General features: G+C 44.3%; 27 protein-coding genes. 19 read left to right on the top strand and 8 right to left on the bottom strand.

Going from position 1 to position 24236, the window contains the following annotated elements; translation table 11 throughout:
• The first annotated feature begins 62 nt into the window (after positions 1 to 62).
• A complete protein-coding gene (locus tag BBA02S_RS11885) occupies positions 63 to 365 on the top strand; it encodes a DUF3600 domain-containing protein (RefSeq protein WP_255211754.1) in 303 nt (100 codons plus the stop codon).
• A gap of 45 nt (positions 366 to 410) precedes the next feature.
• Here the strand turns inward: BBA02S_RS11885 and BBA02S_RS11880 are convergent, their stop codons facing one another.
• Positions 411 to 1385 (bottom strand): aromatic ring-hydroxylating oxygenase subunit alpha, encoded by a 975-nt coding sequence (locus BBA02S_RS11880; protein WP_041113043.1) that lies wholly within the window; start codon positions 1383 to 1385, stop codon positions 411 to 413.
• A 187-nt stretch (positions 1386 to 1572) separates the two neighbouring features.
• On the opposite strand from BBA02S_RS11880, the gene BBA02S_RS11875 reads away from it, so the two are divergent.
• Positions 1573 to 2910: a uracil-xanthine permease family protein gene (locus tag BBA02S_RS11875; RefSeq protein ID WP_041099494.1), complete on the top strand. Its 1338-nt coding sequence runs from the start codon at positions 1573 to 1575 to the stop codon at positions 2908 to 2910.
• Between the two features lie 234 nt (positions 2911 to 3144).
• On the opposite strand, the gene BBA02S_RS11870 is transcribed toward BBA02S_RS11875, so the two are convergent.
• The gene (locus tag BBA02S_RS11870; protein ID WP_041113044.1) at positions 3145 to 3486 is read right to left on the bottom strand and encodes a hypothetical protein; all 342 of its coding nucleotides are present in this window, start codon (positions 3484 to 3486) and stop codon (positions 3145 to 3147) included.
• Between the two features lie 51 nt (positions 3487 to 3537).
• On the bottom strand, positions 3538 to 3801 hold the full coding sequence (locus tag BBA02S_RS11865) for a YtzC family protein (RefSeq protein ID WP_041099498.1): 264 nt from the start codon (positions 3799 to 3801) through the stop codon (positions 3538 to 3540).
• Positions 3802 to 3970: 169 nt separating this feature from the next.
• Here BBA02S_RS11865 and BBA02S_RS11860 point away from each other — a divergent pair, with 169 nt between their 5' ends.
• The 6 genes from BBA02S_RS11860 to BBA02S_RS11835 all read left to right on the top strand — a co-directional run bounded on the left by BBA02S_RS11860 (position 3971) and on the right by BBA02S_RS11835 (position 10125).
• Entirely contained in the window at positions 3971 to 4108 is a 138-nt protein-coding gene (locus BBA02S_RS11860; protein ID WP_041099500.1) for a spore protein, read from the top strand.
• Between the two features lie 302 nt (positions 4109 to 4410).
• Positions 4411 to 5247 carry a methyl-accepting chemotaxis protein gene (locus BBA02S_RS11855; protein WP_041113045.1) on the top strand — a complete coding sequence of 279 codons (837 nt, stop codon included), beginning with the start codon at positions 4411 to 4413 and terminating at the stop codon, positions 5245 to 5247.
• 138 nt (positions 5248 to 5385) lie between these two features.
• Positions 5386 to 5694: a metal-sensing transcriptional repressor gene (locus BBA02S_RS11850; protein ID WP_041113185.1), complete on the top strand. Its 309-nt coding sequence runs from the start codon at positions 5386 to 5388 to the stop codon at positions 5692 to 5694.
• A gap of 173 nt (positions 5695 to 5867) precedes the next feature.
• Positions 5868 to 6077: a copper chaperone CopZ gene (copZ, locus tag BBA02S_RS11845; protein ID WP_041099504.1), complete on the top strand. Its 210-nt coding sequence runs from the start codon at positions 5868 to 5870 to the stop codon at positions 6075 to 6077.
• A gap of 78 nt (positions 6078 to 6155) precedes the next feature.
• Positions 6156 to 8576, top strand: a complete 2421-nt coding sequence (locus BBA02S_RS11840; protein ID WP_041113046.1) for a heavy metal translocating P-type ATPase — start codon at positions 6156 to 6158, stop codon at positions 8574 to 8576.
• Positions 8577 to 8844: 268 nt separating this feature from the next.
• Entirely contained in the window at positions 8845 to 10125 is a 1281-nt protein-coding gene (locus BBA02S_RS11835; RefSeq protein ID WP_052477219.1) for a DUF3238 domain-containing protein, read from the top strand.
• A gap of 154 nt (positions 10126 to 10279) precedes the next feature.
• On the opposite strand, the gene BBA02S_RS11830 is transcribed toward BBA02S_RS11835, so the two are convergent.
• Positions 10280 to 10669, bottom strand: a complete 390-nt coding sequence (locus BBA02S_RS11830; RefSeq protein ID WP_041113047.1) for a thiol-disulfide oxidoreductase DCC family protein — start codon at positions 10667 to 10669, stop codon at positions 10280 to 10282.
• A gap of 474 nt (positions 10670 to 11143) precedes the next feature.
• On the opposite strand from BBA02S_RS11830, the gene BBA02S_RS11825 reads away from it, so the two are divergent.
• On the top strand, positions 11144 to 11818 hold the full coding sequence (locus BBA02S_RS11825; protein ID WP_041113048.1) for a superoxide dismutase family protein: 675 nt from the start codon (positions 11144 to 11146) through the stop codon (positions 11816 to 11818).
• 154 nt (positions 11819 to 11972) lie between these two features.
• Here the strand turns inward: BBA02S_RS11825 and BBA02S_RS11820 are convergent, their stop codons facing one another.
• Positions 11973 to 12173 (bottom strand): cold-shock protein, encoded by a 201-nt coding sequence (locus BBA02S_RS11820; RefSeq protein ID WP_041099512.1) that lies wholly within the window; start codon positions 12171 to 12173, stop codon positions 11973 to 11975.
• A 359-nt stretch (positions 12174 to 12532) separates the two neighbouring features.
• On the opposite strand from BBA02S_RS11820, the gene BBA02S_RS11815 reads away from it, so the two are divergent.
• Positions 12533 to 13669 (top strand): M14 family zinc carboxypeptidase, encoded by a 1137-nt coding sequence (locus BBA02S_RS11815; protein ID WP_052475253.1) that lies wholly within the window; start codon positions 12533 to 12535, stop codon positions 13667 to 13669.
• 103 nt (positions 13670 to 13772) lie between these two features.
• Here BBA02S_RS11815 and BBA02S_RS11810 read toward each other — a convergent pair whose 3' ends face one another.
• Positions 13773 to 14147, bottom strand: coding sequence for a nucleotide excision repair endonuclease (locus BBA02S_RS11810; RefSeq protein WP_041099516.1), 375 nt, complete (start codon positions 14145 to 14147; stop codon positions 13773 to 13775).
• Between the two features lie 96 nt (positions 14148 to 14243).
• Entirely contained in the window at positions 14244 to 15425 is a 1182-nt protein-coding gene (locus BBA02S_RS11805; protein ID WP_041113049.1) for a DHH family phosphoesterase, read from the bottom strand.
• A gap of 121 nt (positions 15426 to 15546) precedes the next feature.
• Here BBA02S_RS11805 and uvsE point away from each other — a divergent pair, with 121 nt between their 5' ends.
• Positions 15547 to 16518, top strand: coding sequence for a UV DNA damage repair endonuclease UvsE (gene uvsE, locus BBA02S_RS11800; protein ID WP_041113050.1), 972 nt, complete (start codon positions 15547 to 15549; stop codon positions 16516 to 16518).
• 39 nt (positions 16519 to 16557) lie between these two features.
• On the opposite strand, the gene BBA02S_RS11795 is transcribed toward uvsE, so the two are convergent.
• Positions 16558 to 16758 (bottom strand): hypothetical protein, encoded by a 201-nt coding sequence (locus tag BBA02S_RS11795; protein WP_041113051.1) that lies wholly within the window; start codon positions 16756 to 16758, stop codon positions 16558 to 16560.
• A 199-nt stretch (positions 16759 to 16957) separates the two neighbouring features.
• On the opposite strand from BBA02S_RS11795, the gene BBA02S_RS11790 reads away from it, so the two are divergent.
• The 8 genes from BBA02S_RS11790 to BBA02S_RS11755 all read left to right on the top strand — a co-directional run bounded on the left by BBA02S_RS11790 (position 16958) and on the right by BBA02S_RS11755 (position 24170).
• The gene (locus tag BBA02S_RS11790) at positions 16958 to 17872 is read left to right on the top strand and encodes a cation diffusion facilitator family transporter (protein ID WP_041099524.1); all 915 of its coding nucleotides are present in this window, start codon (positions 16958 to 16960) and stop codon (positions 17870 to 17872) included.
• A 147-nt stretch (positions 17873 to 18019) separates the two neighbouring features.
• Entirely contained in the window at positions 18020 to 18541 is a 522-nt protein-coding gene (locus tag BBA02S_RS11785; RefSeq protein ID WP_052475255.1) for a YhfC family glutamic-type intramembrane protease, read from the top strand.
• A gap of 241 nt (positions 18542 to 18782) precedes the next feature.
• Positions 18783 to 19325: a helix-turn-helix domain-containing protein gene (locus tag BBA02S_RS11780; RefSeq protein ID WP_041113052.1), complete on the top strand. Its 543-nt coding sequence runs from the start codon at positions 18783 to 18785 to the stop codon at positions 19323 to 19325.
• A gap of 127 nt (positions 19326 to 19452) precedes the next feature.
• Positions 19453 to 19719, top strand: coding sequence for a phosphocarrier protein HPr (locus tag BBA02S_RS11775; RefSeq protein WP_041099528.1), 267 nt, complete (start codon positions 19453 to 19455; stop codon positions 19717 to 19719).
• Entirely contained in the window at positions 19716 to 21443 is a 1728-nt protein-coding gene (gene ptsP / locus BBA02S_RS11770) for a phosphoenolpyruvate--protein phosphotransferase (RefSeq protein WP_041113053.1), read from the top strand. The genes BBA02S_RS11775 and ptsP overlap by 4 nt, the downstream gene beginning before the upstream one ends.
• 448 nt (positions 21444 to 21891) lie before the next feature.
• Positions 21892 to 22719: a basic amino acid ABC transporter substrate-binding protein gene (locus BBA02S_RS11765; RefSeq protein WP_041099532.1), complete on the top strand. Its 828-nt coding sequence runs from the start codon at positions 21892 to 21894 to the stop codon at positions 22717 to 22719.
• Between the two features lie 75 nt (positions 22720 to 22794).
• Positions 22795 to 23451 (top strand): amino acid ABC transporter permease, encoded by a 657-nt coding sequence (locus tag BBA02S_RS11760; protein WP_041100283.1) that lies wholly within the window; start codon positions 22795 to 22797, stop codon positions 23449 to 23451.
• On the top strand, positions 23448 to 24170 hold the full coding sequence (locus BBA02S_RS11755) for an amino acid ABC transporter ATP-binding protein (RefSeq protein ID WP_041099534.1): 723 nt from the start codon (positions 23448 to 23450) through the stop codon (positions 24168 to 24170). Before BBA02S_RS11760 ends, BBA02S_RS11755 begins: the two co-directional genes overlap by 4 nt.
• Positions 24171 to 24236 lie beyond the last annotated feature (66 nt).

Raw genomic sequence — 24236 nt, 5'->3', positions numbered from 1 at the left:
TATAATGATTACCTGTTTTAAAATAAATAAAACGCTTGAAGTGATGAAGAGGCTTTCGAAACATTGATTATGACCTGGTGCCGCAGAAAAAAAGAATGGAGCTTACAGAAGCCCATAAAACCTTGCAGCCTTATTTTGATCAGCTTAACAATGAGAAATCCAGCAAAGAAATACTGACAGATGAAGAATTCGACCAATATATTGCTGCCCAGATGACATATGAAAAAGCATTGGCACAAAGCGGAACGGATACGAGTGAAGAGCCGATAGAAGAGGAAAAGCTGCTGGAGCCGCTGCGGACGGAATTTCAACAAGCAAGAGACTTTTTGGATTATGTGCAAAGCAAGCAACAGCCATCGCCATAAAGAATGAAGAAAAAAATCGGGCACTGTGCCCGATTTTTTTCTTGCTTAAGCTGTCCCTAAAGTGACGCCGAGCTTTTTCAAGTATTGTCGATAAGCAATGCTCATCCGATCGCAGACGAGAGAAAGCTCAACCTGCAGATCAAGCGGAAGCTCTTCCGGCTTTTGGTTTTCAACAACCGGTTTGTCCTGAGAAAAAATTTCATTTTGAAACTCGATAAGCTGCTCATCCGCCAGCCCGGTCTCATAGTTGAATGAAAGAATCCCGTAAGCGGTAGAGGTGTGTTCATCCACGGGACGAACAGTTAACAAAATCGTCATAGTCGTATCATTTTCCCGGTCTTTTTTTGTGAATTTTACTGTTAACGGGCGAACGATTTCATAGGTGTAATATACATATTTCGCGATGCCAGACCCATCAGGATCGGGCTGAAAGATGGCAATTTCATCAGAGTACACCCGGTCCTTTTCCCAGTGGACAGCATAGTCTTCAATCTCGCGATGGGATTCTGTTCCCAGGTAACCTTGATGCACGACAGCAAGATGGCCTACATCCAGGAAGTTTTCCACAATGCGCGGCGGCTTAGCTTGCACTTGTTGCGGTCCCCAAATGACATTATGGAAGCTGTTTCCTTCCATTTCTTCCAAGCGGAAAAATTCCGGATGGTTATTTGCTAGGTTTATCCAGATAAAGCCGTACTTTTCTATGCAGGCGTAATGGACGGCTTTCGCTTTTTTGGGAATGGCTCTTCCCTCCGGCAGCTGGGGAATCTTCACGCATTCTCCCTTATCATTGTATTCCCATGCATGATAAGGGCAGACGAGACAGTCATTTTTCACTTCTCCAAGCGACAATGCTGCACCCCGATGAATACATAAATCTTTAAATGCATGTACTCCCTGGCTATTTCTGAAAATAGCCAGCCGCTCTCCCATCAGCATCACTTGAATAGGCTTTTCCCCTACATCCTCTGAACGGCAGGCTACAATCCAATCCTGCCTCAATACGTCATCTTGCACCATATCCTTTATCCCTCCGAATCGATTTCATGCTTTTATTTTAATAAGAGATGGAGAGGAGGTCAACTTAAATACGAATTAAAATAATATTTTTTCGGAAAAATGTTCGTTTTTTTTATATACAAATTATTTTTTTTTATATATAATCCATTTAAAAATAAATAAATAACGAACGAAAGGAAGGGTTGCAGTGAAGGGGAAGGAAGAAAATAACATTATTATTGGAGTAGACGATAAAGTCAGCCCTGGAAAAGCGTTTGTTCTCGGTTTGCAGCATGTGCTGGCTATGGACTTATATATTGCGCCAATTATCATTGCGGGCCTGCTGGCCTTAAGTGCAGAAAATACCTCTTTCTTTATTCAGATGTGTTTCTTGGCCACTGGTATAGCCACATTGATCCAAACAGGAGCAGGCATTAAGCTGCCTGTTGTGCAAGGGCCATCCTATGTGCCAATCGGCGCTATTGCTGCGATCGGCGGAAAACTGGGCTTGGGAGCCATCGCCGGGAGCTTGATTCCGGGGGCTATCATTATTGCTTTGCTTGGTTACCCGCTGAAATGGTTTGCGAAAGCAGTGAGACGGATCATCCCGCCGCTTGTAGGCGGCACGGTGATTATTATCGTAGGAATTGCTTTAATGCCGATCGGGCTTAATAATGTGTACAATGCGGAGGGAAAGATCGGGGAGAACATTTTTATAGCAGCTGTGTCAGCTGCGGTGTTGGTCATTTGTATGTTATTGGGCCGCAAAACCCATGGCATCGGCACCTTCTTCCGTCTCGTGTCCGTCATTATTGCCATTATCGTCGGTACAATTACGGCAAGTTTTTTCGGCACAGTTGATTTTTCTCCGGTGAAGGAGGCGGGATGGTTTTCACTGCCGACTTTATTTCCGTTCGGCAAGCCTGTATTTGACCTCAGCGCGGTGATCACTATGGTGTTTGTGTACTTCATTATACTAATGGAGACGACGGGCACTTGGTTTGTTGTCTCATCTATCACAGGAAAAGAATTAGATGAGACGCGCTTAAACCGCGCCTCTGTGGGGGAAGGGCTTGGTTGTCTGGTCGGTGCTTTGTTGGGCAGCACACCGATGACAGGGTATTCATCCAATGCCGGTTTGCTGGCGATTACCGGTGTAGCCAGCCGAATGGTCATTATGGCAAGCGGTTTGATTCTTATTTGCTTAGGACTCATTCCTAAATTATCCACGGCGATTACCTGCATTCCTGAGCCTGTCATCAACGGAATTTTTGGTATTGTCTGCGTCGCTATTGTGACCAATGGAATGAAAGTCATCCAGCCGATTGTTATTGATGACCGCAGCATGATCGTTATTGGCATCCCGATCTTGTTAACCATCGCTGTAACCATCTTGCCAAAGGATGTATTGGCGAATGTTCCTGACTGGGCGAATTATATCTTGTCCTCTGGAATTACGGTTGGTGCCTTGGCAACAGTGTTGCTCAATTTAGTCATTCCGGAACAAAAAGGAAGAAATGAGAAAGCAGCTGCTCATGTACAGTGATGAAAGAAACAGCCCATCATTTTTATAATGATGGGCTGTTTGTCAATAAAAAGGGTTCGGAATAAGCTCATTTTTACACCCTGTTGATTGGAATGAAAGGTGTGCAGATTCCTGCGGGATCACCGTCCGTCCCGCGGAAAGCAAAGCAGCCCGGAATGGAAATCAACAGAACCCGTTTGAGACCATCGTTTTCATAACAATGGTCTTTTTTTTTGCAGAAAAAACGTTTGGCTGTTAAGGGAATCGAATGGGGATATCCTGTTTGTGCCCATCTCTGTAGGAGCGATAAGAAACAATATTGCGTTCTTTTGTCCGTGCATCCAGCTGTAGAATCGACGGCCCTTTCATTTCTAGATAGTAAGAAACACCCATCGTTTCAAGCTGGTAGAAAGTAAAGCTTCTTCCCAAAAAGGTTTTCGTGACTTTTTTTGTATCGTGATGGGCAGGAATGAAAGCGGCCAATTCTGCAACAGAGGCGGCAGGTGTATCGGTTAATTGAAATGTTTTTTCTTTTAAATATGCAACCGTCCGTCCGGCTGTTTTCTTGGCTTGATCGATTACTTTGTTTATATTCATGAGCAAATTCACCTCAAGAGCCGGCCCGCAGCTGTGCGGACCAGCCGTTTGTTAAGGACCTAATAAAATCATGCTGTTTTGCATTTGCTGAAGCTGCAGCCTCATTCGGTGAAGCTGTTCTCGTTGTTGTTCATTAGCACTGAGCAGCAGCTTATCAAGTTCATGATAGGCATCTTCCAGCATCAATTGTGATTTGGAAAAATTCCCAGCGTTATTATGCTCTTGACGCGCCGCATCCTTATATTGTTCTTGGGCATAATCAATGGCGCTTTGACATTGTTCCAAGCATTCATCAACCGAGTGTCTTGTAGCCATGAAGATTCCTCCTCTGACGGCCATTTAGCCATGTGCCGCCGCTTTTAGTTTGGCCTTTTTTATTTCCGATTATCAAAGTAAAACTTTCACAAGCATAAAGTGGCTATGTGACATTTTTCCATACTACAGCTTTTGTTTTAGGCAAATAGTAAAGACAGGAGGTGGTTACATGAGCAAGAATAGAAACCGGGGCAACAAAGCTTTCAGCGGAGTGAACCCTCAAGGGTACGCCGGGGGCGGAAAAGGAGATACCAGCCCAAAATCACAGCTTGAGGATCGGGCAAAGCATAGCAATACAAAGCGTTAATGTTTTTCCCCCGCCCAAGCCGGCGGGGGAAAACAAGTGATGGAGTAGGTGGATATATTTTCCTTTATTCTTTGGATAAGGGATGGCTTTATGAGAACGTTAAGGTATGGGAATTATTTTTTAAAGGGAAAAAGTATGGAATTTAGCTCCGCTGTCCATGAGTGATTGACTTCAGAAAGAGGGTCCAGCCATAGAAGGATCTCCCCCTTTTACGAACACAGGCCTATTTACGCGCAACAAATTTCATAGAATTGTTGCTTGATTAGTGTTAATATTAAGATAATTGTCAAGGGGGGAGAAACATGCTCGATTCATTAAGGGAAATAGCTGATCACTTACCGGTCATTCAAGAGACATATCCCGAGGATACTTGTTTGATTTTAAGCGATAAAGAAAAAATCATCGGCTATCTGCCAGGGAAAGAAATCGATTTAAAATTGAAAGTCGGCGAAAGCATGTCAAAATATAAAAAATCAGCGACTTATAAGGTATTGCAGACAGGTGAAAAAATCCGTGAAGAAATACCGGCGGATATGTTGGGTATTCCTTATATTTCAACTTGTACACCGATCAGGCAGGATGGACAAGTAATCGGTGCTTTTGCAGCCGTCGTTTCCAATCAAAAGATGGAGGATCTCCGTAAAGGAGCGGAAAAGCTCAGTGCTGTAATTGGACAAATGACGGCTTTTTCTGAGGAAATCGCTGTCATTGCCAATTCTTCTGCGAATAAACTTCAGGAATTGTCGCGGCAATCGGAAACAATGAACAAGAATATGAAAAATGTGGCGAGAATCATTCAGCAAGTAAAAGAGATTGCTTCCCGGTCGAATATTTTAGGGCTGAATGCTTCGATAGAGGCGGCTCGATCAGGAGAATATGGGAGAGGATTTGCGGTGGTAGCCGACGAAATACGGAGAATGGCTGCTAACAGCAATTCAGCTGCTGAAGACATTCAAAAGCAGCTGGAGATTACGCAGCATGAAATTTTGCAGATCAATGAGTCGATTCAGGAGATCGCTGCCCAAACAGAGGAGCAATCGGCCAGCACTCAAGAGTTTCATACGATGGTGGAGAGAATTTCTGATACAGCTGAGTTGTTAAATAAGCATGGGGGAGTTCACTCTCTATCACTGTCGTGACTGCCTTGCGCGGCAGTCTTTTTGCTCTTTTTCTATGTCTTTCTGTTTCCATATGCTATAATTTATTTATATGATACCCCCGTAAGGTAATGGGCAGAAAGCATAGAAGGTGATCCATTGATGGAGGTGAACAGAAAAATGACTGCAAGCAAAGAGGAAGAGAAAACAGTCTCCCATAGAGATGAAATGGAAAAGGAACAATTAATTAATCGTTTAAAGCGGATCGAAGGACAGGTAAGAGGCATTCAAAAAATGATTGAAAGTGACCGCTACTGTGTCGATATACTTGTCCAAATTTCAGCGATTAATGCCGCTTTAAAAAAGGTCAGCTTGAATATGCTGGGTCGCCATACGAATCACTGTGTTTCGGATGCGATTAAAAATGGCAATGGCGAAGAAGCGATTGCGGAATTAATGGAAGTGTTTGAGCGCTTCTCCAAATCTTAAACTGCCTAAAACCTTCTTATCAGCAGGAAAAACTAGTTTATATCCTGCCGGAAATGTAAATTAAATAAAAGTGATTATTCGAAAAAATGCCGCATGGAAATGATCATTGTTGAACTACCATACAGGGGTATGGTAGTATAAAGAAAATAAATGAATAACTGGGAGGAATAAAAATGGAACAAGTTACATTGCGTGTGCAAGGGATGTCTTGCGGTCACTGTATTCAGGCAATTGAAAGCAACGTTGGAAAGCTGGATGGAGTGGAAGCTGTTAAGGTGCATTTAGAGGCTAGTACGGTTGATGTTTCATTTAATCCGGAACTCGTAACCCTTCATGCCATTACCGAAGAAATCGAAGAGCAAGGATATGATGTAGAGCAGTAAGGGACCGTGCTATTTGAAGCACGTTTCTTTTTAGATAGTAATATACTATACAGGGGTATGGTAAAAGGAGTGATAAAAGTGGCTGATCTGAAAGAAGCAAATTTGCGAATCGCAGGAATGACCTGCGCTGCCTGCGCTGCCCGCATTGAGAAGGGATTAAATAAGCTGGATGGAGTAGAAGAAGCAGCTGTGAATTTTGCTTTGGAAAAAACAAAAATAAAATATGACCCAGAAAAGGTAAATGAGCAGAAGTTTAAGGAAAAAGTGGAGGCCTTAGGTTATGAAGTCGTTTATGAACAAGCGGAATTTGCTATTGCCGGCATGACGTGCGCTGCTTGTGCTGCCCGTATTGAAAAACGGCTCAATAAGCTTGAAGGCGTGAATCAGGCAACTGTGAACTTTGCTTTGGAATCGGTACTTGTGGTTTATAATCCCGATGAAGTGACGATGTCTGATATGAAAGAGGCGATCAGGAAACTCGGCTATACGCTTATTGAAAAAGAAGAACAGAAAGAGGGAGCAGAGGACTACCGCGAAGCGGAAATTAAGCGCCAGACGAGGAAGTTAATTATTTCGGCTATTTTATCTTTCCCGCTTCTGTGGGCCATGGCCGGCCATTTCGCCTTTACCTCCTTTATTTGGGTGCCTGATTTGTTTCTTAATCCATGGATTCAGCTTATTTTGGCCACACCTGTCCAGTTTGTGATCGGCTGGCAGTTTTATGCCGGCGCTTATAAAGCTTTAAGAAATAAAAGCGCCAATATGGACGTTCTTGTGGCTTTAGGAACATCTGCTGCTTACTTCTACAGCTTGTATTTAAGCATTCAATCCCTTCAGACACATGAACATATGGTTTCTCTTTATTTTGAAACAAGTGCGGTATTAATTACTCTAATCATTTTGGGGAAATTATTCGAAGCAAAAGCAAAAGGGCGTTCTTCAGAAGCGATCAAGAAGCTGATGGGATTACAGGCGAAAACGGCCGTTGTTATCAAGGACGGGGCAGAGAAAGTGATTCCGATCGAAGAAGTTGTTTCGGGAGATATTGTTTTTGTAAAGCCGGGGGAGAAGGTACCGGTAGACGGTGAAGTCATCGAGGGAACATCCGCTGTTGATGAATCAATGATTACGGGAGAGAGCGTGCCGGTTGATAAATCAAAAGGTGATGTGGTCATCGGTTCAACGGTCAACAAAAATGGAGCGCTAACCATTCGGGCGCTGAAAGTCGGGAAGGAAACAGCGCTTGCCCAAATTATCAAAGTCGTTGAAGAAGCTCAAGGCTCCAAAGCACCTATTCAACGGCTTGCCGATCGGATTTCTGGCATTTTTGTGCCGATCGTTGTGGGAATTGCGCTCGTTACTTTCTTTATTTGGTATTTCGCGGTGGCTCCCGGTGATTTTGCCGCAGCTCTTGAAAAGCTGATTGCTGTGCTCGTAATCGCGTGTCCGTGCGCACTCGGCCTTGCCACACCGACGTCAATTATGGCCGGGTCCGGACGGGCGGCAGAGTACGGCATTTTATTTAAAGGCGGCGAGCATTTAGAAACGGCGCACCAGCTCGATACAATCATTCTTGACAAGACGGGAACGGTGACGAATGGAAAGCCGGTTTTAACAGATATCATTGTGGATAAAGGGCAACAGGAAGCGGAATTTTTAACTTTTGTCGGTACAGCTGAAAAGAACTCGGAGCATCCGCTGGCTGAAGCGATTGTAGAAGGGGTAAAAGAGAAAGGAATTTCATTAAAGTCAACGGAAGAATTTACAGCTCTGCCCGGTTTTGGCATTCAAGCAAAAGTTGACGGGCGGGAGCTGCTCATCGGCACACGCCGGTTAATGGAGAAAGAAAACGTTGATGTTACCGAGCATTTATCAAAGATGGAACATCTCGAAAAGCAAGGAAAAACAGCAATGCTTGTGGCAATGGACCGGCAATTTGCCGGAATTGTAGCCGTTGCAGATACTGTGAAGGATACATCCAAGAATGCCATCGCCCGCTTGAAAGAGATGGGTCTTGATGTTGTCATGATGACGGGAGATAATCAGCAGACCGCGCAAGCCATTGCCGCGCAAGTGGGCATTGAGCGCGTCATTGCTGAAGTGCTGCCTGAAGGAAAAGCGGAGGAAGTGAAAAAGCTCCAGCAGGCCGGCAGAAAAGTAGCGATGGTAGGGGACGGCATTAATGATGCGCCTGCCCTGGCTGTGGCGGACATCGGCATGGCGATTGGGACCGGGACCGATGTAGCGATGGAAGCGGCTGATATTACGTTGATCCGAGGCGATCTCAATAGCATCGCGGACGCGATTTATATGAGTAAAATGACGATCCGCAACATTAAACAGAACTTATTTTGGGCGTTTGGCTATAATACGCTTGGTATTCCAATAGCTGCCCTTGGTCTGCTTGCTCCGTGGGTAGCCGGGGCTGCGATGGCATTCAGCTCGGTATCTGTCGTATTAAATGCCCTAAGGCTGCAGCGGATTCAGTTAAAGCCTTAATGAAATGACCGTGTGAAGAAGAGAAGGATTGATTTTTTTCCGTTGATTGGAATGAAGGTCAGCCTGTTTTAGAGAAGAAAGAGGGGCCATCCCAAAAAGTCATGTTTCAGGACCTTTTGGGATGGCTTTTTTTTGTTGCTTTTTATAGATAAAAGATAAACAGATCACTTTCTGTTCCAAAAGCCAAGCTTGTTTCCTTAGGTGTGAAAAATACATATTCAGGGTATAACGAGAAGGTATTTTCATTGCTGAAAACGAGGTGATTAGTGTGCTGTACCGTTATCCGATAGCCGCAGCCTGTTTGGCCGGCGCTGCTTGGCTGTCTTTAAAAAGACGGCGCCAGCAAAGACTGGCGCGCATTAATAGCTTGATGATCAAATCGATTGAGCAGAAAGAAAACGAAATCACCTTTCATTGGAAGGGAAAAGAAGAAACGTACAATGTGTATAGAGAGGGGGAACTGATTTATTCAGGATCGGATTCCAGTGCGACCGATACAGGGCTCATAGCAGGAAAGACATATTTATATACAGTGGAAGCATTAGATGCCAATAAGCGTGTAATGGAGAGGATCAAAGTGCAAACAGCGACAGCAACGAAAGACAAGAGTGCTGTGAATATATTGCAAGATTTAATCGTTACGACAGTGGTTACAGAGTCTCTTATCAGCATGGAGTGGGAGCCGATTGACGGGGTAGAAGAATATACCGTCTACCGGAACGGAGAACGGCTAGCAAAGGTGCGCGAGGGGCGTTTTGTTGACTATTCTGTTAGAGCCGATCAAGCATACACCTACTCTATTCATGCGGTGCGGCCGTTGCTTCTCTCAGAAAAGGGAATGAGTGAAGAGAAATTCGCGGCGGCAGGAATCATCGGTTTTTTTAAAAAAGGAGCGACGGAAAAAGAGGCTGCTTTTGAGCGGTTTCGCCTAACTAAACAAATTGGCTCTCTTAGAAGCGTTTTAAAGCCAGAGCCGCCGCCATCAGCGGAAACAGAGTGGACGATTCGATATATGACCTTTTTAGAAGATAAATGGCTGAAGAACCCCAACTTCTTTTCTCCTTTACGTTATTTTAAAGGAGATGGCCGCGGCTTTGATGCAGACTCGGTGAGCTACCGGACAAAAGCAGACATTTTGATAAACTATGATGAAGAAATTCCAACAATTCGTTTAGTTAAAGATGTTGGCCAAACCAAAGCTTATGGATGGCTGCGAAGGTTCAAGAAGGAAGACACCGCTTCAGAAGAAGGGATTAAGCTGGAAAAGGAAAATGTAACAAAGGAGAAATTGTTTCTTCAGTTGGCTCACTCTGTCGGAAATCCATTGGTGACATCGCCGGCAATCGATTATAAAGTGAAAATCTTGCTGTGCAAAAGCGGGTTTTTTGATATTAGCGGCATACATGACCAGTCTCCTCATCACGAGGTGTATATGAAGAATAGCAGCCAGGCTTCATGGCAGCCCCTTCATCAAGCTGAGAGCAAAGGACTGGAATGGCTGTCAGAAACGATGGCAGATCAGTTCTGGCGCTTATCAAACTTTAAATAGTGAAGACTTATAAAGGGACTGCCGGATACGTGTCTAAAATAAAAACAGGCGGAGAAAGCGGATTGGTTTTTCTCCGTCTGTTTTGAAGAAGAAAAAAGGACTGATCCTAAACAAGGTCATGTTTCATGACCTGTTAGGATCAGTCCTTTTCTCATTAGATAAACCGTGCTCGGACGCTTGGTGAAGGGAGCATACAGCTTTCTTTTTTTCCGAACCACTTATAGCGGTTTTTAGCGATAAAATCGTATGCCGCATTCCGAATCGGACGAGGAACGATAATAAAGGCGTATAATAGCTTCCATGCCCCTCTTAAATGCCTGCAAATGCGCAGGGCAGCCGCTGACTTATAATACACTTTGTCCCCTTCGATTAATATCATGCTGTCTATATCAGAAGGAACGTTGTGTTTATTTAACAACTCTTGTCCAGTATCGCTTTGCAAAGAGGCAAAGTGAAAGAGCCCTTGAGGATCATTCTTTATAATAAACTGGACGCTTGAATCACAAAAATTACATTCGCCGTCAAATAAAATAACTGGATGCATCATCATATCCTCCTTGTTTTCAGTTCTCTTTTTCCTTTAACCTTTTTAGGTTGCCATGAAACGCTCATTGTTCTTTTTTGTGTATTCGGAGCCCCCTTGTTGTATAGCTGCGATTTTCTCGAGTCTTTTATCTGGGCGGACGCTTCTCTATCAGACCCTCCCGTGTTTTCATCTCCGAGTGACAGGCCGGAAGGATTATTTTGCTTCCTGGGAGACCCATAATGAGTAGTCTTGGTCAGATTGATGAACTCGGTTAAATCCTATGTTTCTTTCATCATCCATCCCTTCATTTTACTTTACCTTATCAGAGCCGAAATAACCTTCTTTCACCTGTTTTTTTCTTTGTTTTAGAAGGAGTATCCTTCTTGTTCTTCTGCTAGGACGAACGGAGGAAAATGATCGAAAGGTGTTTAAATCAGTTTTTATCTGTCTAAAGTGAAGGTGTATACATAATTTTGGAAAGGGAGGATGATGATGAAAAAATTAGGGCTTTTTGCTTTTCTGTTGGCTGTCGCATTGGTGATTGGTGCATGTGGCGGCGGAAAAGATAAAGCGGCAGATGAACAAAAAGAGAATGAGGCCGCTACTGAAAGTGGCTCGGCTGCTCCTGAAAAAGAACCGAGCAACGAAACTTCAACAGAAAAGCAGGCACCGGAATCTCCAGATTCTCCGATGGCTGGTGACGGAGAAGATAATGATGCGAAAACCATTGACTTGAAAAACAGCGAGGGGAAAAAGGTAGGGATCGCCCAGCTGAAACAGACCGACAAAGGGGTATCGATCCAGGTAGAAGCGTCAGATTTGCCTCCGGGTGAACATGGGTTTCATCTTCATGAAACTGGGAAGTGTGCCGCACCCGGCTTTGAATCAGCCGGCGGACATTTTAACCCGGGAAAAGCGAGCCACGGGATGAATCATGAAAAAGGACCTCATGCCGGCGATTTGCCAAACCTTACTGTAGGAAAGGATGGCAAAGTGAAGGCGGAAATGGTTGCAGAGCATGTTACACTCAATAGCGGGGAAGCTCATTCCTTGCTTGACGAAGATGGATCTGTCCTGGTGATCCATGAAAAAGAGGATGACGGAAAATCCCAGCCGGCTGGTGATGCGGGCTCCCGCATTGCATGTGGAGTAATCAGTGCCCAATAGGAAAAAACAAAAGCGCCTGTCCAGACTTGGACAGGCGCTTTTATAGATAACATCGGTCTGTTTAACCAGCCGCAAAAATAAAAAAGCAGCTGCACGTCCAATAAAAATTGAAGTGAGCTGCTTTTTTGGCCGTTTTTCATTAGCCTATATGAAATTATGCTTTTTGAACGTTAGTTGCTTGCAGACCGCGTTGTCCTTGTTCTGTTTCGAAAGTAACTGTTTGTCCTTCGTCTAAAGATTTGTAGCCTTCGCCTTGGATAGCTGAGAAGTGAACGAATACATCGTCTCCGCCTTCACGCTCGATGAATCCAAACCCTTTTTCTGCGTTAAACCATTTCACTTTACCTTGTTCCATTTGTATATATCCTCCTCGTGTGCAGTTCGCACGTGTAGTACTATCCTTGCTCAAATCCATTAGACAAAAAGACTTTCGTTTATCTTTTTTCTTCGAACAAAAATAATTCTCTTTAAAGATAACAGAAGCTGTAAAGCAAGGCAAGAAAAGGAGAGAACAACTTCCCGACACTGTTCGCCAAACAAAAGGAAATTTAGCATAAAAACTGTCGAAAAACAATTTATTGTCTCCTTTGTGAAGCTTTAGATCTATATTTGGAAAAGAAAAAATCAGGAGAAATCGGCTATTTGGCTGATTTATTAGAATATTCTATCAAATATAATGAAAGCATGTCCAAAAAATGATTGGAGGGGAATGTTTTGAGAAAAGCGGTTTCACTGATCCTAGGGTGTACTTTATTGTTTTCGGCGGGAGTTTCATCTGCTGCAGCGGCTGGAACTGTACCTGGAGGTCCTTCGACTAATGGAGAGATGAATCTAAGCAGTTTGGTTACATATGAGGATATGATTAAAGCGCTCAAAGACATTGAGCAGACAAGCCAAGGAAAAGTAGAGGTATTCACACTAGATGAATATGGAAAAAGTGAGCAGGGAAGAAGCTTTTATGCGGCCAAAGTGGGAACGGGGCCGGTCAAGGTATGGATACAGGCACAAATTCATGGGGATGAGAAATTAACGACACGCGCGGTGCTGGATTTGCTGAAAACCTTTGGCAGCAGCGGCGGCAAGGATATCAAGGCTATGCTCAACAATCTGACAATCTATGCCGTTCCTATGTACAACCCGGATGGCAGTATGATGAATACGAGGACAACTATGCTGTATGACAATGGAGAGCCTAAGCGGAACGACAGCGGCAAGCCGTTAACAGTTGATTTAAACCGCGACTGGGCAACGGCTGGATTTAAAGCGAAGGAATCGCTGGCTTTTTATAAGTATTGGGCTGACGTAAAACCAGATTATGCGGTTGACCTTCACCATCAAGGCTTTAAGACTGTATACGGCACCAATGAATCGACGTCTATGTCACTCGGTGTGTCACTCGCCCCGGATGGTCCGACGCTGCCTAACGTTAAAGATTACAACGACGTGACCCGCCAAATGCAAGTATATGTGTATGATGCATTAAAACAGTACGGCTACACGCACATTGACCGTTATCAAGTGGGAGATGGCGATAAAAGATATGAAATTGACATTAAGGGCGGAGTCGTTTCGGCGATGATGCTAGGCTTGAATTATAACAATCTCAATCCAACGCACCACAGCAATCCGGCTATTTTCTTTGAAACAAAAGGAAATACGAGAGAAGGCGGTCTTGGGCAAAAATCAAACGGTTATTTAACGAAGCAAAATTATCTTGGGCTGAAAGCATTGCTTGAAGGCATTTCGTCCGGAAAGATCGCCCAGGTTAACCCTGACCGCTGGGGAGATATTCCGGCTTATCCTCTTGCCGGCTATCAAACAGACTCAGGGATTGTACCGGCTGGTTATTAATTCAATGAATGAAAAAAGCAAGCACGGGATACTGTGCTTGCTTTAAGCTGCAGACAAACTGGATAAAAATCGAATTTGCCCGCCTTTTTTCATGTGCAGCGTTTTATCTGAAGAAGGCTTTGTCGATATTGTACTTGGATTTGAGTGTGTTAATGATATATGTTTCGTAAATTTCCCGTTCCATCGGATCTTCCACATAACAGACCTCAATCTTGTAAACATCATCGCGATGCAGCTTGATTGGAGAAGCAGCGTCTTCAAAGCTTTTGCGGACCCGCATTCTCAATTTGCGCGCTTTGCCAACGAACATTAATTCATCCTGTGCATCGTAGTACATATAAATGCCGCCCTTGTCACGGGCAATCTTATGATAGTCAATAAAGCCATATTCCCTGGCTATAGCGGCTTCGCTTCTATCTCCTTCGGTATTCTTTTTCACAATAGTAAGATCTGGTTGTGGCAGTTCAATTTTTATCATTTGCAATCGCTCCTATTCTTCATTTAAAGCGTACCATAAATGACAGGAAAAGCTAGAGTTCTTTCGGTAATTCCGCCATTTTTTCTGCAAAAAGATTTAGTGTTCCTTTTGCGCCAGTTTCTGCAAATAATGAACAAACACATCGTCTCTGGCAAGAGATGCTTCAAACGTTCGTTTCAGGAAATTTTCTCCTGTTTGAAAGCTTGGAAATGTTTCCGGCAAAATGGCGCCATTGCGTTTGATGGCCCAGTTGTTTTCAGCTGTCTCATAGAGGAGAAAGGTCTCTCCTGGCCTGCTTTCATAAAGAGAGCCAAACGATGATTCTTTCACATTATAGCGGTTTCTGCGAGCGTCCTCCCGCAGCGGCAGCAGATGAAAGGTATCGGTGACAAACTGTGTGTAAGCCTCTTCCGTCATAGAAGCGCCGGCCGCTTTGGCATGACCGCCGCCGCCATAACGGGCAGCAACCTCTGATACATCGATATGATCATGAATGGTACGAAAGCCGAGCCGTTTTCCGCCAATATTTAAAATAGCAATGTAGTCGAGATGGGGGTTTTCTTTTCCAAGTTCATTCCCCAGCTCCGAATGATAGGACTCAGCATAAACGACTCCAGCCATATGTTCGCCAATGTCGGCCTGTACCAATTCGCGCCGCTTCCGGTGAATATACCGGGCGATTTTGTCATCTTCCATATCCAATATCTTCTCTTCCAGCTCGTCGAAAAAGAAATGCTGGTGATAGCGGAGGCGGCTGATCATTCTGTCTTCAAACTCTTCTATTGATACGAGGAAAAAGAGGGCATTCAGCCGGCGGGCTTCCTGGTTATCATTTTTTTCCCATTCCCATGTATCATACTGCCGGACGAGCTCGACGAATTCAGCGAGTGCATTGGACGGTTCAATGAGTTCGTGCTGCAGCAAATAGCCGTAAAGCAATGAAGTGGCAGAAGTCAACTTTCCATCCTCATCTTCAATGACGACATGGCCCCATTCGTATTCATTAAAATGAAGCGCTGTTTTATGATGGTCAATCAGCTTCACCTTCCCTCCGTCCTGATGAAAAGCGTTGAGCTTTTCTTGATTGTCCTTATTGACAGACAGATCGGTAATGAATAAAGCGGTTTTCTTGTCTTGATTTTCTAAAAACCATGCCACTTCATAATCAAGGCCGGCTACGGAGTTATAGCGGACCTGGACTTGCTTGCCAAAAGCGAGCTTAGCGAGAATACCGCAGCCGACGCCGTCCAAGTCATTGTGTGTTAATAATTTATACATGATTTTCACCTCACCATATTAGTATGTTCCCCAAAGAAAAGGATTTAAAGTATAAAAATGCGCTATTCAGCTCAGCTTACGAAAAAGCGAAGAAAAAATAATCAGTAACGAGGTGGGGAAGATGACATTGGTTCGCCTGGGCTACGCTGCCATGAGCATGAATATAAAAAATGGTTCACCTTCTCAAACCATGACTTATGCGCAATTTATGAAAATCAAGGATCGAGAAGCGGCCATCAGAAAACTGGAAAGAATTGCGGCTGCGAATGTAGGAAACTGCTTGCGCCTCCTCCGCCACAATGCCGCCCATGATATCCAGTTTTTTCGGCTAAGCTCGAAATTAATCCCGTTGGCTAATCATCCGGAGTTGCCGGATTGGGATTTCATGACCCCGTTACAAGAACCGCTGGCTGCTATCCGCGCCTATTTGGCAGAGCAGCCGGCTATGCGTATCGACTTTCACCCGGAGCATTTTGTCGTTTTAAATACAAGCAACACCGCCGTTTTTCAAATGGCGTTAAAGACGCTCATCCTTCATAGGAAGCTATTGAAAGGAATGGGAATCAGTCCTGAGCATCGCTGCGTTCTTCATGTAGGAGGCGGCTATAAAGATAAAGAGCAGGCGCTAGAACAATTTATCCATAATTGGGGGCTTATTCCGCCAGCATTGCAGCGAATGATCATGCTCGAAAACGATGACACCACTTTCACTTTAAAAGATACTTTGTATCTTTGTGAAAAAATAGGCATTCCTCTAGTTTTCGATTATCATCATCACCGCGCAAACCATGAAGAAGGAGCAAGCTGGGAAGCCGATTGGCCAAGAGCGGTCCAAACATGGGCGAATGCCAATGTTCCGATGAAAATGCATATATCCAGTCCGAAGTCTGAAACGGCATTTAAATCACATGCAGATTTTATTGACCCAGAAGAGCTGCTGGTCTTTCTGAGAGCGGTGAAGGGAAGTGTTTCCCAAATAGATATAATGATTGAAGCTAAGCGAAAGGATGATGCTTTATTTGCCTTAATGCAGGGCGTACAAAGCGAGGAGGGGATAAAAGTGCGGGATGGAGCCAGCTTTTTTGTGAAATAAGAACAGGGCCGGACAGCTTTTTGGTGTCCGCCCCTGTTCTTACTGATCATCACGCGCGGTATCATCTGCAATAGCCCGCAAATCTTTATAAAACAATTCATCGCTGCATACGAAGCTGTCTTCGTGTCCCTTGTTGACGATTCGTTTTAATTCACCTTCGTCACCTTTTGCGTTAATGATGTCCAATAGCTGGTTTAAACCTTCTGAAGTTTGCTGATCTTCTTCTTTCAAACAAATCACTCTCCTTTTTGACCACTATTGTTCCCAAAAAAGCGCTTTACATCCGGAATCATACGGGGAGAGCAGCCAGCGGGAGGTGCAAAAGCAAAATGCTTTTTATAACAGTGTTAGAATATTTTTGAAAAAGGGTTGAACAAAAGAACGGTGTCTGAAATAATATAAATATATGAGCATATATTCATATAAAGGAGAGGAGATAATGGGACACTCACATAGCCATGGCCACAGCCACGGGCATCATCATCATTCAAGCAACAAACAGGCACTCAAGCTGTCGTTTATTCTTATCGCGACGTATATGATTGTCGAAGTAGTTGGGGGAATAATTACAAACAGTCTGGCCCTGCTGTCTGACGCGGGACATATGTTAAGCGATGCGGCTGCGCTTGGTCTCAGTTATTTTGCTTTAAAATTCGGGGAGAAGGAAGCCACGCTTTCAAAAACATTTGGTTATAAGCGATTTGAGATTTTAGCCGCTTTTATTAACGGTTTGACCCTGCTTGTGATTTCTATTTACATCTTTGTTGAAGCTTACAGGCGGATTATGGCTCCTCCTGAAGTCATGAGCATGGGGATGCTGACGGTATCGGTCATTGGCTTGCTTGTTAATATTGCCGCTGCCTATATTTTAATGAAAGGAGACAAAGAGGAAAATCTAAACGTGCGGAGTGCTTTTCTGCATGTGCTTGGTGATTTGCTTGGCTCAGTAGGTGCGATTGCTGCCGCGCTTATGATTCTGTTCTTCGAATGGAATTTGGCTGATCCGATTGCGAGCGTCATCGTTGCTGTGTTAATTATTATCAGCGGCATTCGGGTGACAAAGGCTTCTTTTCATATATTAATGGAGGGGGCACCGGAGAATATCAGTGTTTCAAAAGTGAAAGAAGCATTGCTTGGCATGCCTGGTGTAGAGGATGTGCATGATTTGCATGTGTGGGCCATTACATCTGATTTTCCGGCATTAAGCTGTCACGTAGTTATTCGTCCGGAAACAGAAGGGAAACAACTGCTTACAAGCATTCAGAAAAAGCTGCATGATGAATTTCATATTGAGCATACGACCATTCAAATCGATTTTGCGGATCAGCCGTGTACGGGAGATCATTGTAACTAAAGGAGGCTCTCCGCGGAGAGCCTTTTAAATGATCTAGCTGCGCCAGTCGTCCCCGATAAGATGGCACGCTTGGCAGTGGGTGCTTGACTTTTACATATACTATTTTTATTATCATTATTAAAAATGATAATAAAAATAGTGAAGAATATGATTGCCTCTGCTTCGCTGGCGGGAATCGGCTTTCAGTTTTGTATCTCCCTTCTGCTGCCGGTTGTTTTAATTATAGATTGCCGGAGAAAGGGGGTTTTTTCTTGGAAGGCATTTTGGACGGGAGCTGCCGTGTTTATCTTGTTTGCACAAGTGCTGGAGGGGGCGCTGCATGCCTTTATGATTGATCCGGCAGGCCCTTCATTGAAAATGACGGATCATCCTCTTTTCTATGCCCTATACGGCGGGCTTGCTGCTGCTCTATTTGAGGAATTAGGCCGTTATCTCATTTTTTTGTTATTATTAAAGCGCAGCCGGCAGTTTGGCGATGGCGTGTCACTTGGTATCGGCCATGGAGGGGTTGAGGCTGTATTAGTCGGTGCATTTAGAGCAGTCACTGCATTTATCTATGCAATGATGATCGATAACGGCACCTTTGAAACCAATCTGAGCGTACTGCCGCCGAAGCAAATCAGCCAGTTGAAAACGCAGATAATGGAAACGGGCTTTTGCCGGACTTGAGCGTGCCGGAGCCATGGTTATGCAAATTATGTTTTCTGTGATGGTGCTGTTTGGCGTGAAAAGCGGCACATTTAAATATGTTTTATAGGCGATTGCCTTGCACGGCTTGATTGATTTTTTTTGCGGCGCTGTATCAGGCGGGCGTCATTCAAAGCTTATGGATCGCCGCTTTTGCCTTAGTATCGCTGTACATTATTCAGCGGTTAAACGTACGTTTCACCGGAGAAAGGAGTGAAGAATAGTGAAGGAATCAAAAGGAGAGGTGCTGCTCCACCCAGTCCGCATGAAGATTGTGCAGACGCTCATTAGCGGACGGAAGCTGACGGTTCAGCAAATGAGCGAAAAGCTTTCGGATGTGCCGCAGGCTTCTCTTTACAGGCATTTGAAAAAATTGCTGGAGGCAGAGCTGATTATGATTGTGGAAGAAAACCAAGTTCGGGGCACAGTAGAGAAGGTATATGCGCTTCCAGAGATATCAGGGCAGGCGGCATCAGAGGAGTTTTTAAATTTAAGCAAGGAAGAGCACATCAGCTACTTTACCAAATTCATGGCGATCGTACTGGCTGATTTTGAAAGCTATGTGAGCCAAGAATCGGTTGATTTCCTAAAGGATGGCGCTGGTTACCGGCAGGCTGTATTTTATGCAACAGACGAAGAGTTTCAGAGCTTTATCAGGACGATGGGGCAGGAAATGATGAAGCTGATTCAGAATGAGCCAGCTCCGGGACGGGTAAAAAGAACGATGTCAACAGTTATTACTGCCGAACATCCAGAGAAAGAGTGAAGGGTGCCGGACCGGTTTGCTGCCACTTGGCATTATTTCGGCTGCCAGGCAGGCATTAATTGTTTTGGCAAAGTAAAAAAAAGTGATATGATTTAATGTACATAACAGGTGAAAGGAGATTGATGGAATGATGGAAAGATCGTTTACGATTATAGATGAAGCAGGAATCCATGCTCGTCCGGCAAGCATTTTGGTACAGACTGTTAGTAAATTTTCCGCGGATGTCAATCTTGAGTTTAAAGGGAAAAAGGTCAACTTGAAGTCTATCCTGGGAGTGATGTCTCTCGGCATTCCGGAAGGTGCGGAAATTAATATCTCGGCATCCGGGGAAGATGAAGCAGAAGCCATTCAAACCATCACCGAAGTATTAAAAAAAGAAAAGCTGGCTAAATGAGCGGATGGTTAACAGGGCACGGTGTATCTGCGGGAATTGCCATTGCCAGAGCCTTTCGTTTAAAGGAGCCGGATCTGGCTGTAGCAAGGAGAACACCGGCCGATAAAGAAGCGGAAGTCCGGCGCTTTGAGTGCGCCGTAGAGAAATCGAGGCGAGATCTGGAAAAGGTGAAGGAGCAAGCGGCGAGGGAGCTCGGAGAAGACCAAGCCGCTGTTTTTGCTGCTCACTTGCTCGTTTTACAGGATCCGGAATTAATGGACAGGGTAAAAGACAACATTCTCCATCAAGGAATGAGTGCTGAATTTGCCTTGAAAGAAGCAGCAGATACATTTATTTCTGCACTGGAATCTTTGGATAATGAATATATGAGAGAGCGTTCAGCAGATGTACGGGATGTAGCCAAACGGGTGCTTGGACATTTGCTGGGAGTCCAGGTCCCTGATTTAAGCGTCATCCGTGAAGAAGTCATTATTGTAGCAGAGGATTTAACCCCGTCTAATACCGCCCAGTTGAACCGGAAGTTTGTCAAAGGAATTATTACAAACGGAGGCGGGTTTACTTCACATTCAGCCATTATGGCACGCTCTATGGAAATTCCGGCGGTAGCCGGCACACAGACGTCGCTGGATAGGATCGGGGATGGCACACTTCTTATCATAGATGGCCAGGAGGGAATCGTTATTATGAATCCTGAACAGGCTGTCGTGAAAAAGTATGAGAAGAAAAAAGCTGCTTATGAAGAATATCAAGCCGGGCTTGCTAAGTTTGCTCAGCTGCCGACAGTTTCTGCAGATGGCTGTGCAGTTCGGCTGGTTGCCAATATCAGTGCGCCTTCAGATGCGGATAATGTTCTCCAAAATGGGGGAGAAGGAATCGGGCTATTTCGCACGGAATTTCTTTATATGGGCCGCCGGCAGCTGCCGACGGAGGACGAGCAGTTCGCTGCCTATAAAAATGTTCTTGAACGGATGAAAGGAAAGCCGGTTGTTATCCGAACATTGGATATTGGCGGAGACAAACAGCTGCCGTATTTAAATCTCCCGAAAGAAGCAAATCCGTTTCTGGGATTTCGGGCTATTCGTCTGTGCTTGAAAAGACCAGATTTATTTCGTACCCAGCTGCGTGCGCTTCTCCGGGCAAGCACCTGCGGAAATTTAAAAATCACTTTTCCGATGATTGCTGCTCTTCAAGAGCTGCGGCAGGCGAAGCAGCTGCTGCTGGAGGAAAAAGAGAACTTGGTGAAAGCAGGGATTGCAGTTGCTGACAAAATCGAAGTCGGTATGATGATTGAAGTTCCTTCATCTGCTGTGATGGCAGATGTATTCGCAAAGGAAATTGATTTCTTTTCCATCGGCACCAATGATTTGATTCAATACACATTAGCAGCAGACCGGATGAATAAGCAGGTCGCTTATTTGTATGAGCCCTTTCATCCAGCGGTTCTCCGTTTACTGAAAACAGTGATTGACGCAGCTCATAAAGAAGGAAAGCGGGCAGCCATGTGCGGGGAAATGGCTGGAATGGAAGCTGCTATTCCCGTTTTGCTTGGAATGGGATTGGATGAGTTCAGCATGAATGCCTCTGCTGTTTTGCCGGCGAGAAAACTTATTTCTCAGCTGTCAAAAAAAGAAATCGGCCAAAGTATGGATCAGATGCTGCAAATGGAAACAGCGGAACAAGTCAAACAGTTTATAAGCAAGCACTTTCCAATCAAACTTGGCTAACGTTTACGATCGGATTTAGGCTTTAAAATAAGACGGGGAAGGATTTGTAGCCAACCCTTTAAAGCTGACAAAAGGCTGGACCTTTTGTCAGCTTTTTTGTTGATTTATCTTTGAGATTAACAGGATGTTTGGCAGAGGCGGAAAGGCAGGACAAGCACTTCAAAAGGCGAATAATAGTTAGATTATGCTGAAAATTATGTATATTAATGTATGATTATGCAAAATGAGATGTGGTGGTGGAAATGCATGGAAACTCTAGTATTGATAGGTTTTTATTACCATTATCTCACTTAAAAAAATGAATGAAAATAAGTTTAAATGTGTTAATATAATTAACAGAATGAATAAAAGTATAAAAATAGATTGAAAATTATCTTTGCAAACGCTATTATTTTACTAGATAACGAGAGAATAATAGAGCAAAAAAATCAATCAGGGGGTCAACAACATGAATCTGTCTATTAAAAAATCTTTTTTGTCCGTAGCAGCTGGATGCGCTCTTCTATTAGCGGCATGCGGCGGGGGACAAGAGGAGTCAGCCGGCAAAGAAAAAGCAGAGGATAAAAAGGTGCTGCAGGTCGGCACGGAAGCTACTTTTGCCCCATTTGAATTCATGGATAAAGGCAAGGTAAGCGGCTTTGACGTCGATCTTTTAAATGCGGCCGCAGAGGAAGCCGGCTATACAGTAAACATTGAAAACACCGGATGGGATGCGATGTTCGCTGGATTGCAAAGCAAGCAGCTCGATATTGGCATGGCCGGTGTGACAATCAATGATAAGCGGAAAAAATCTTATGATTTCTCTGTGCCTTACTTTGAATCAACAAGCATGATCGCTTTTAAAGAAGGAGCGAACATTCAAAGCGCCCAAGATTTGAAGGGCAAGAAAATCGGTGTTCAAAACGGAACAACCGGACAATTTGCTGCAGAGGGAGTAGTCGGGAAGAATTCTTCATCTATCTCTAAATATGAAACAGCTGCACTTATGTTCCAAGCGCTGCAAAGCGGTGACGTTGAAACAGCAGTAACAGACATTGCTGTTGCTCTCGAATATGTAAAGAACAATCCAAAAAGCGGCATTAAAACAGTGGGCGATGACAAAGAGTTTAAGCCGGAGTATTACGGCATTGTCTTCCCGAAAGGCAGCGAATATAAGAAAGACTTTGACCAGGCGCTGAATGAACTATATGACAATGGCAAGTACGCAGAGATTTACAAGAAGTGGTTTGGAAAAGAGCCAGATTTGGATTCATTAAAAGAAGCAGCTAAAAAATAAGGAATGAAAGGCGGCTGTCCGCTGCAGGCTTTAGCCTCAGGACAGTCGTTTTTGTCCCAGAAAGGAGAGAATAAATTGAACTTTCGCCCAGATATCATCGCAGAATATATGCCATTTTTTCTTCAAGGAACGCTTTTGACGCTAGGGCTTTCACTGGCAGGCATTTTGATCGGCCTTATTCTTGGGCTGCTGATCGGCTTAGGAAAGATGTCCACGAACAAGCTGGTGAAGCTGCCCTTTGTCTGGTATGTGAACTTTTTCAGGGGAACGCCGCTGCTCGTGCAGATTTTATTAATTCATTTCGGGCTGGTTCCGCTGTTCATGTCGCCGTCAAATCCAATCGTATCCGCTATTATTGCGCTTTCTTTAAATGCTTCCGCTTATATTGCAGAAATTTTCCGGGCTGGAATTCAATCGATTGACAAAGGACAGATGGAAGCCGCCCGTTCACTTGGCATGAGCCATGTGCAGGCGATGAAGCTCGTCATCCTGCCGCAAGCAGTTAAGCGAATGATTCCGCCGCTTGGCAATGAATTTATCGTTTTATTAAAAGATTCATCGCTTGCTGCCATCATTGCCGCTCCAGAACTAATGTATTGGGGACGTGCTGCTCAAGGTGAGTATATCCGAGTATGGGAACCGTATATTACTGTTGCAATTATTTATCTTATTCTAACGTTGTCACTGACTTATTTAATGAATTACATTGAAAGGAGAATGAATACACAATGATCTCCACCAAAAACCTTAAAAAGTCGTTCGGTGATAACGAGGTCCTCAAGGATATTTCGCTTGATGTCAAGCCGCAGGAAGTCGTTGTTGTCATCGGACCATCTGGTTCCGGAAAATCGACTTTTATCCGCTGTCTCAATTTGCTGGAGTCTGTGACTGGAGGCCATGTGTATGTAACCGGCAAAGACTTGACCGATAAGAAAACAAATATTAACGACATTCGCAAAGATGTCGGCATGGTCTTCCAGCATTTTAACTTATTTCCGCACAAAACGATTCTGGACAATGTGACACTTGCTCCTGTCCATGTAAAAGGAATGAAGAGGGCTGAAGCCGAAGAAAAAGCGCTTGCTCTTTTAAAAAAGGTGGGGCTGGCTGATAAGGCAAAAGCTTATCCTGATTCGTTATCGGGAGGCCAAAAGCAGAGAGTAGCCATCGCACGGGCCTTGGCAATGGAGCCGAAAGTCATGTTATTCGACGAACCAACATCAGCCCTCGATCCGGAAATGGTTGGCGAGGTGCTGGAAGTGATGAAGCAGCTAGCTAAAGACGGAATGACGATGATTGTAGTGACGCATGAGATGGGCTTTGCAAGGGAAGTCGGCGATCGCGTTATTTTTATGGACAACGGGTACATTGTTGAAGAAAATGAGCCGGTCGAGCTGTTTTCTAATCCGCAGCACGAGCGCACAAAAGCTTTTTTAAGTAAGGTATTGTAAGCATCCCGGTCTTGCCGGGATGCTTTTTTCGTTGCTTTTTGGATGCTGCTTGCCAAAAAAGCGGGG

It is taken from the genome of Bacillus badius NBRC 15713, from assembly GCF_001591605.1.
Classification (GTDB): Bacteria; Bacillota; Bacilli; order Bacillales; family Domibacillaceae; genus Pseudobacillus; species Pseudobacillus badius.
This window is presented reverse-complemented; position numbering and strand designations above follow the sequence as displayed.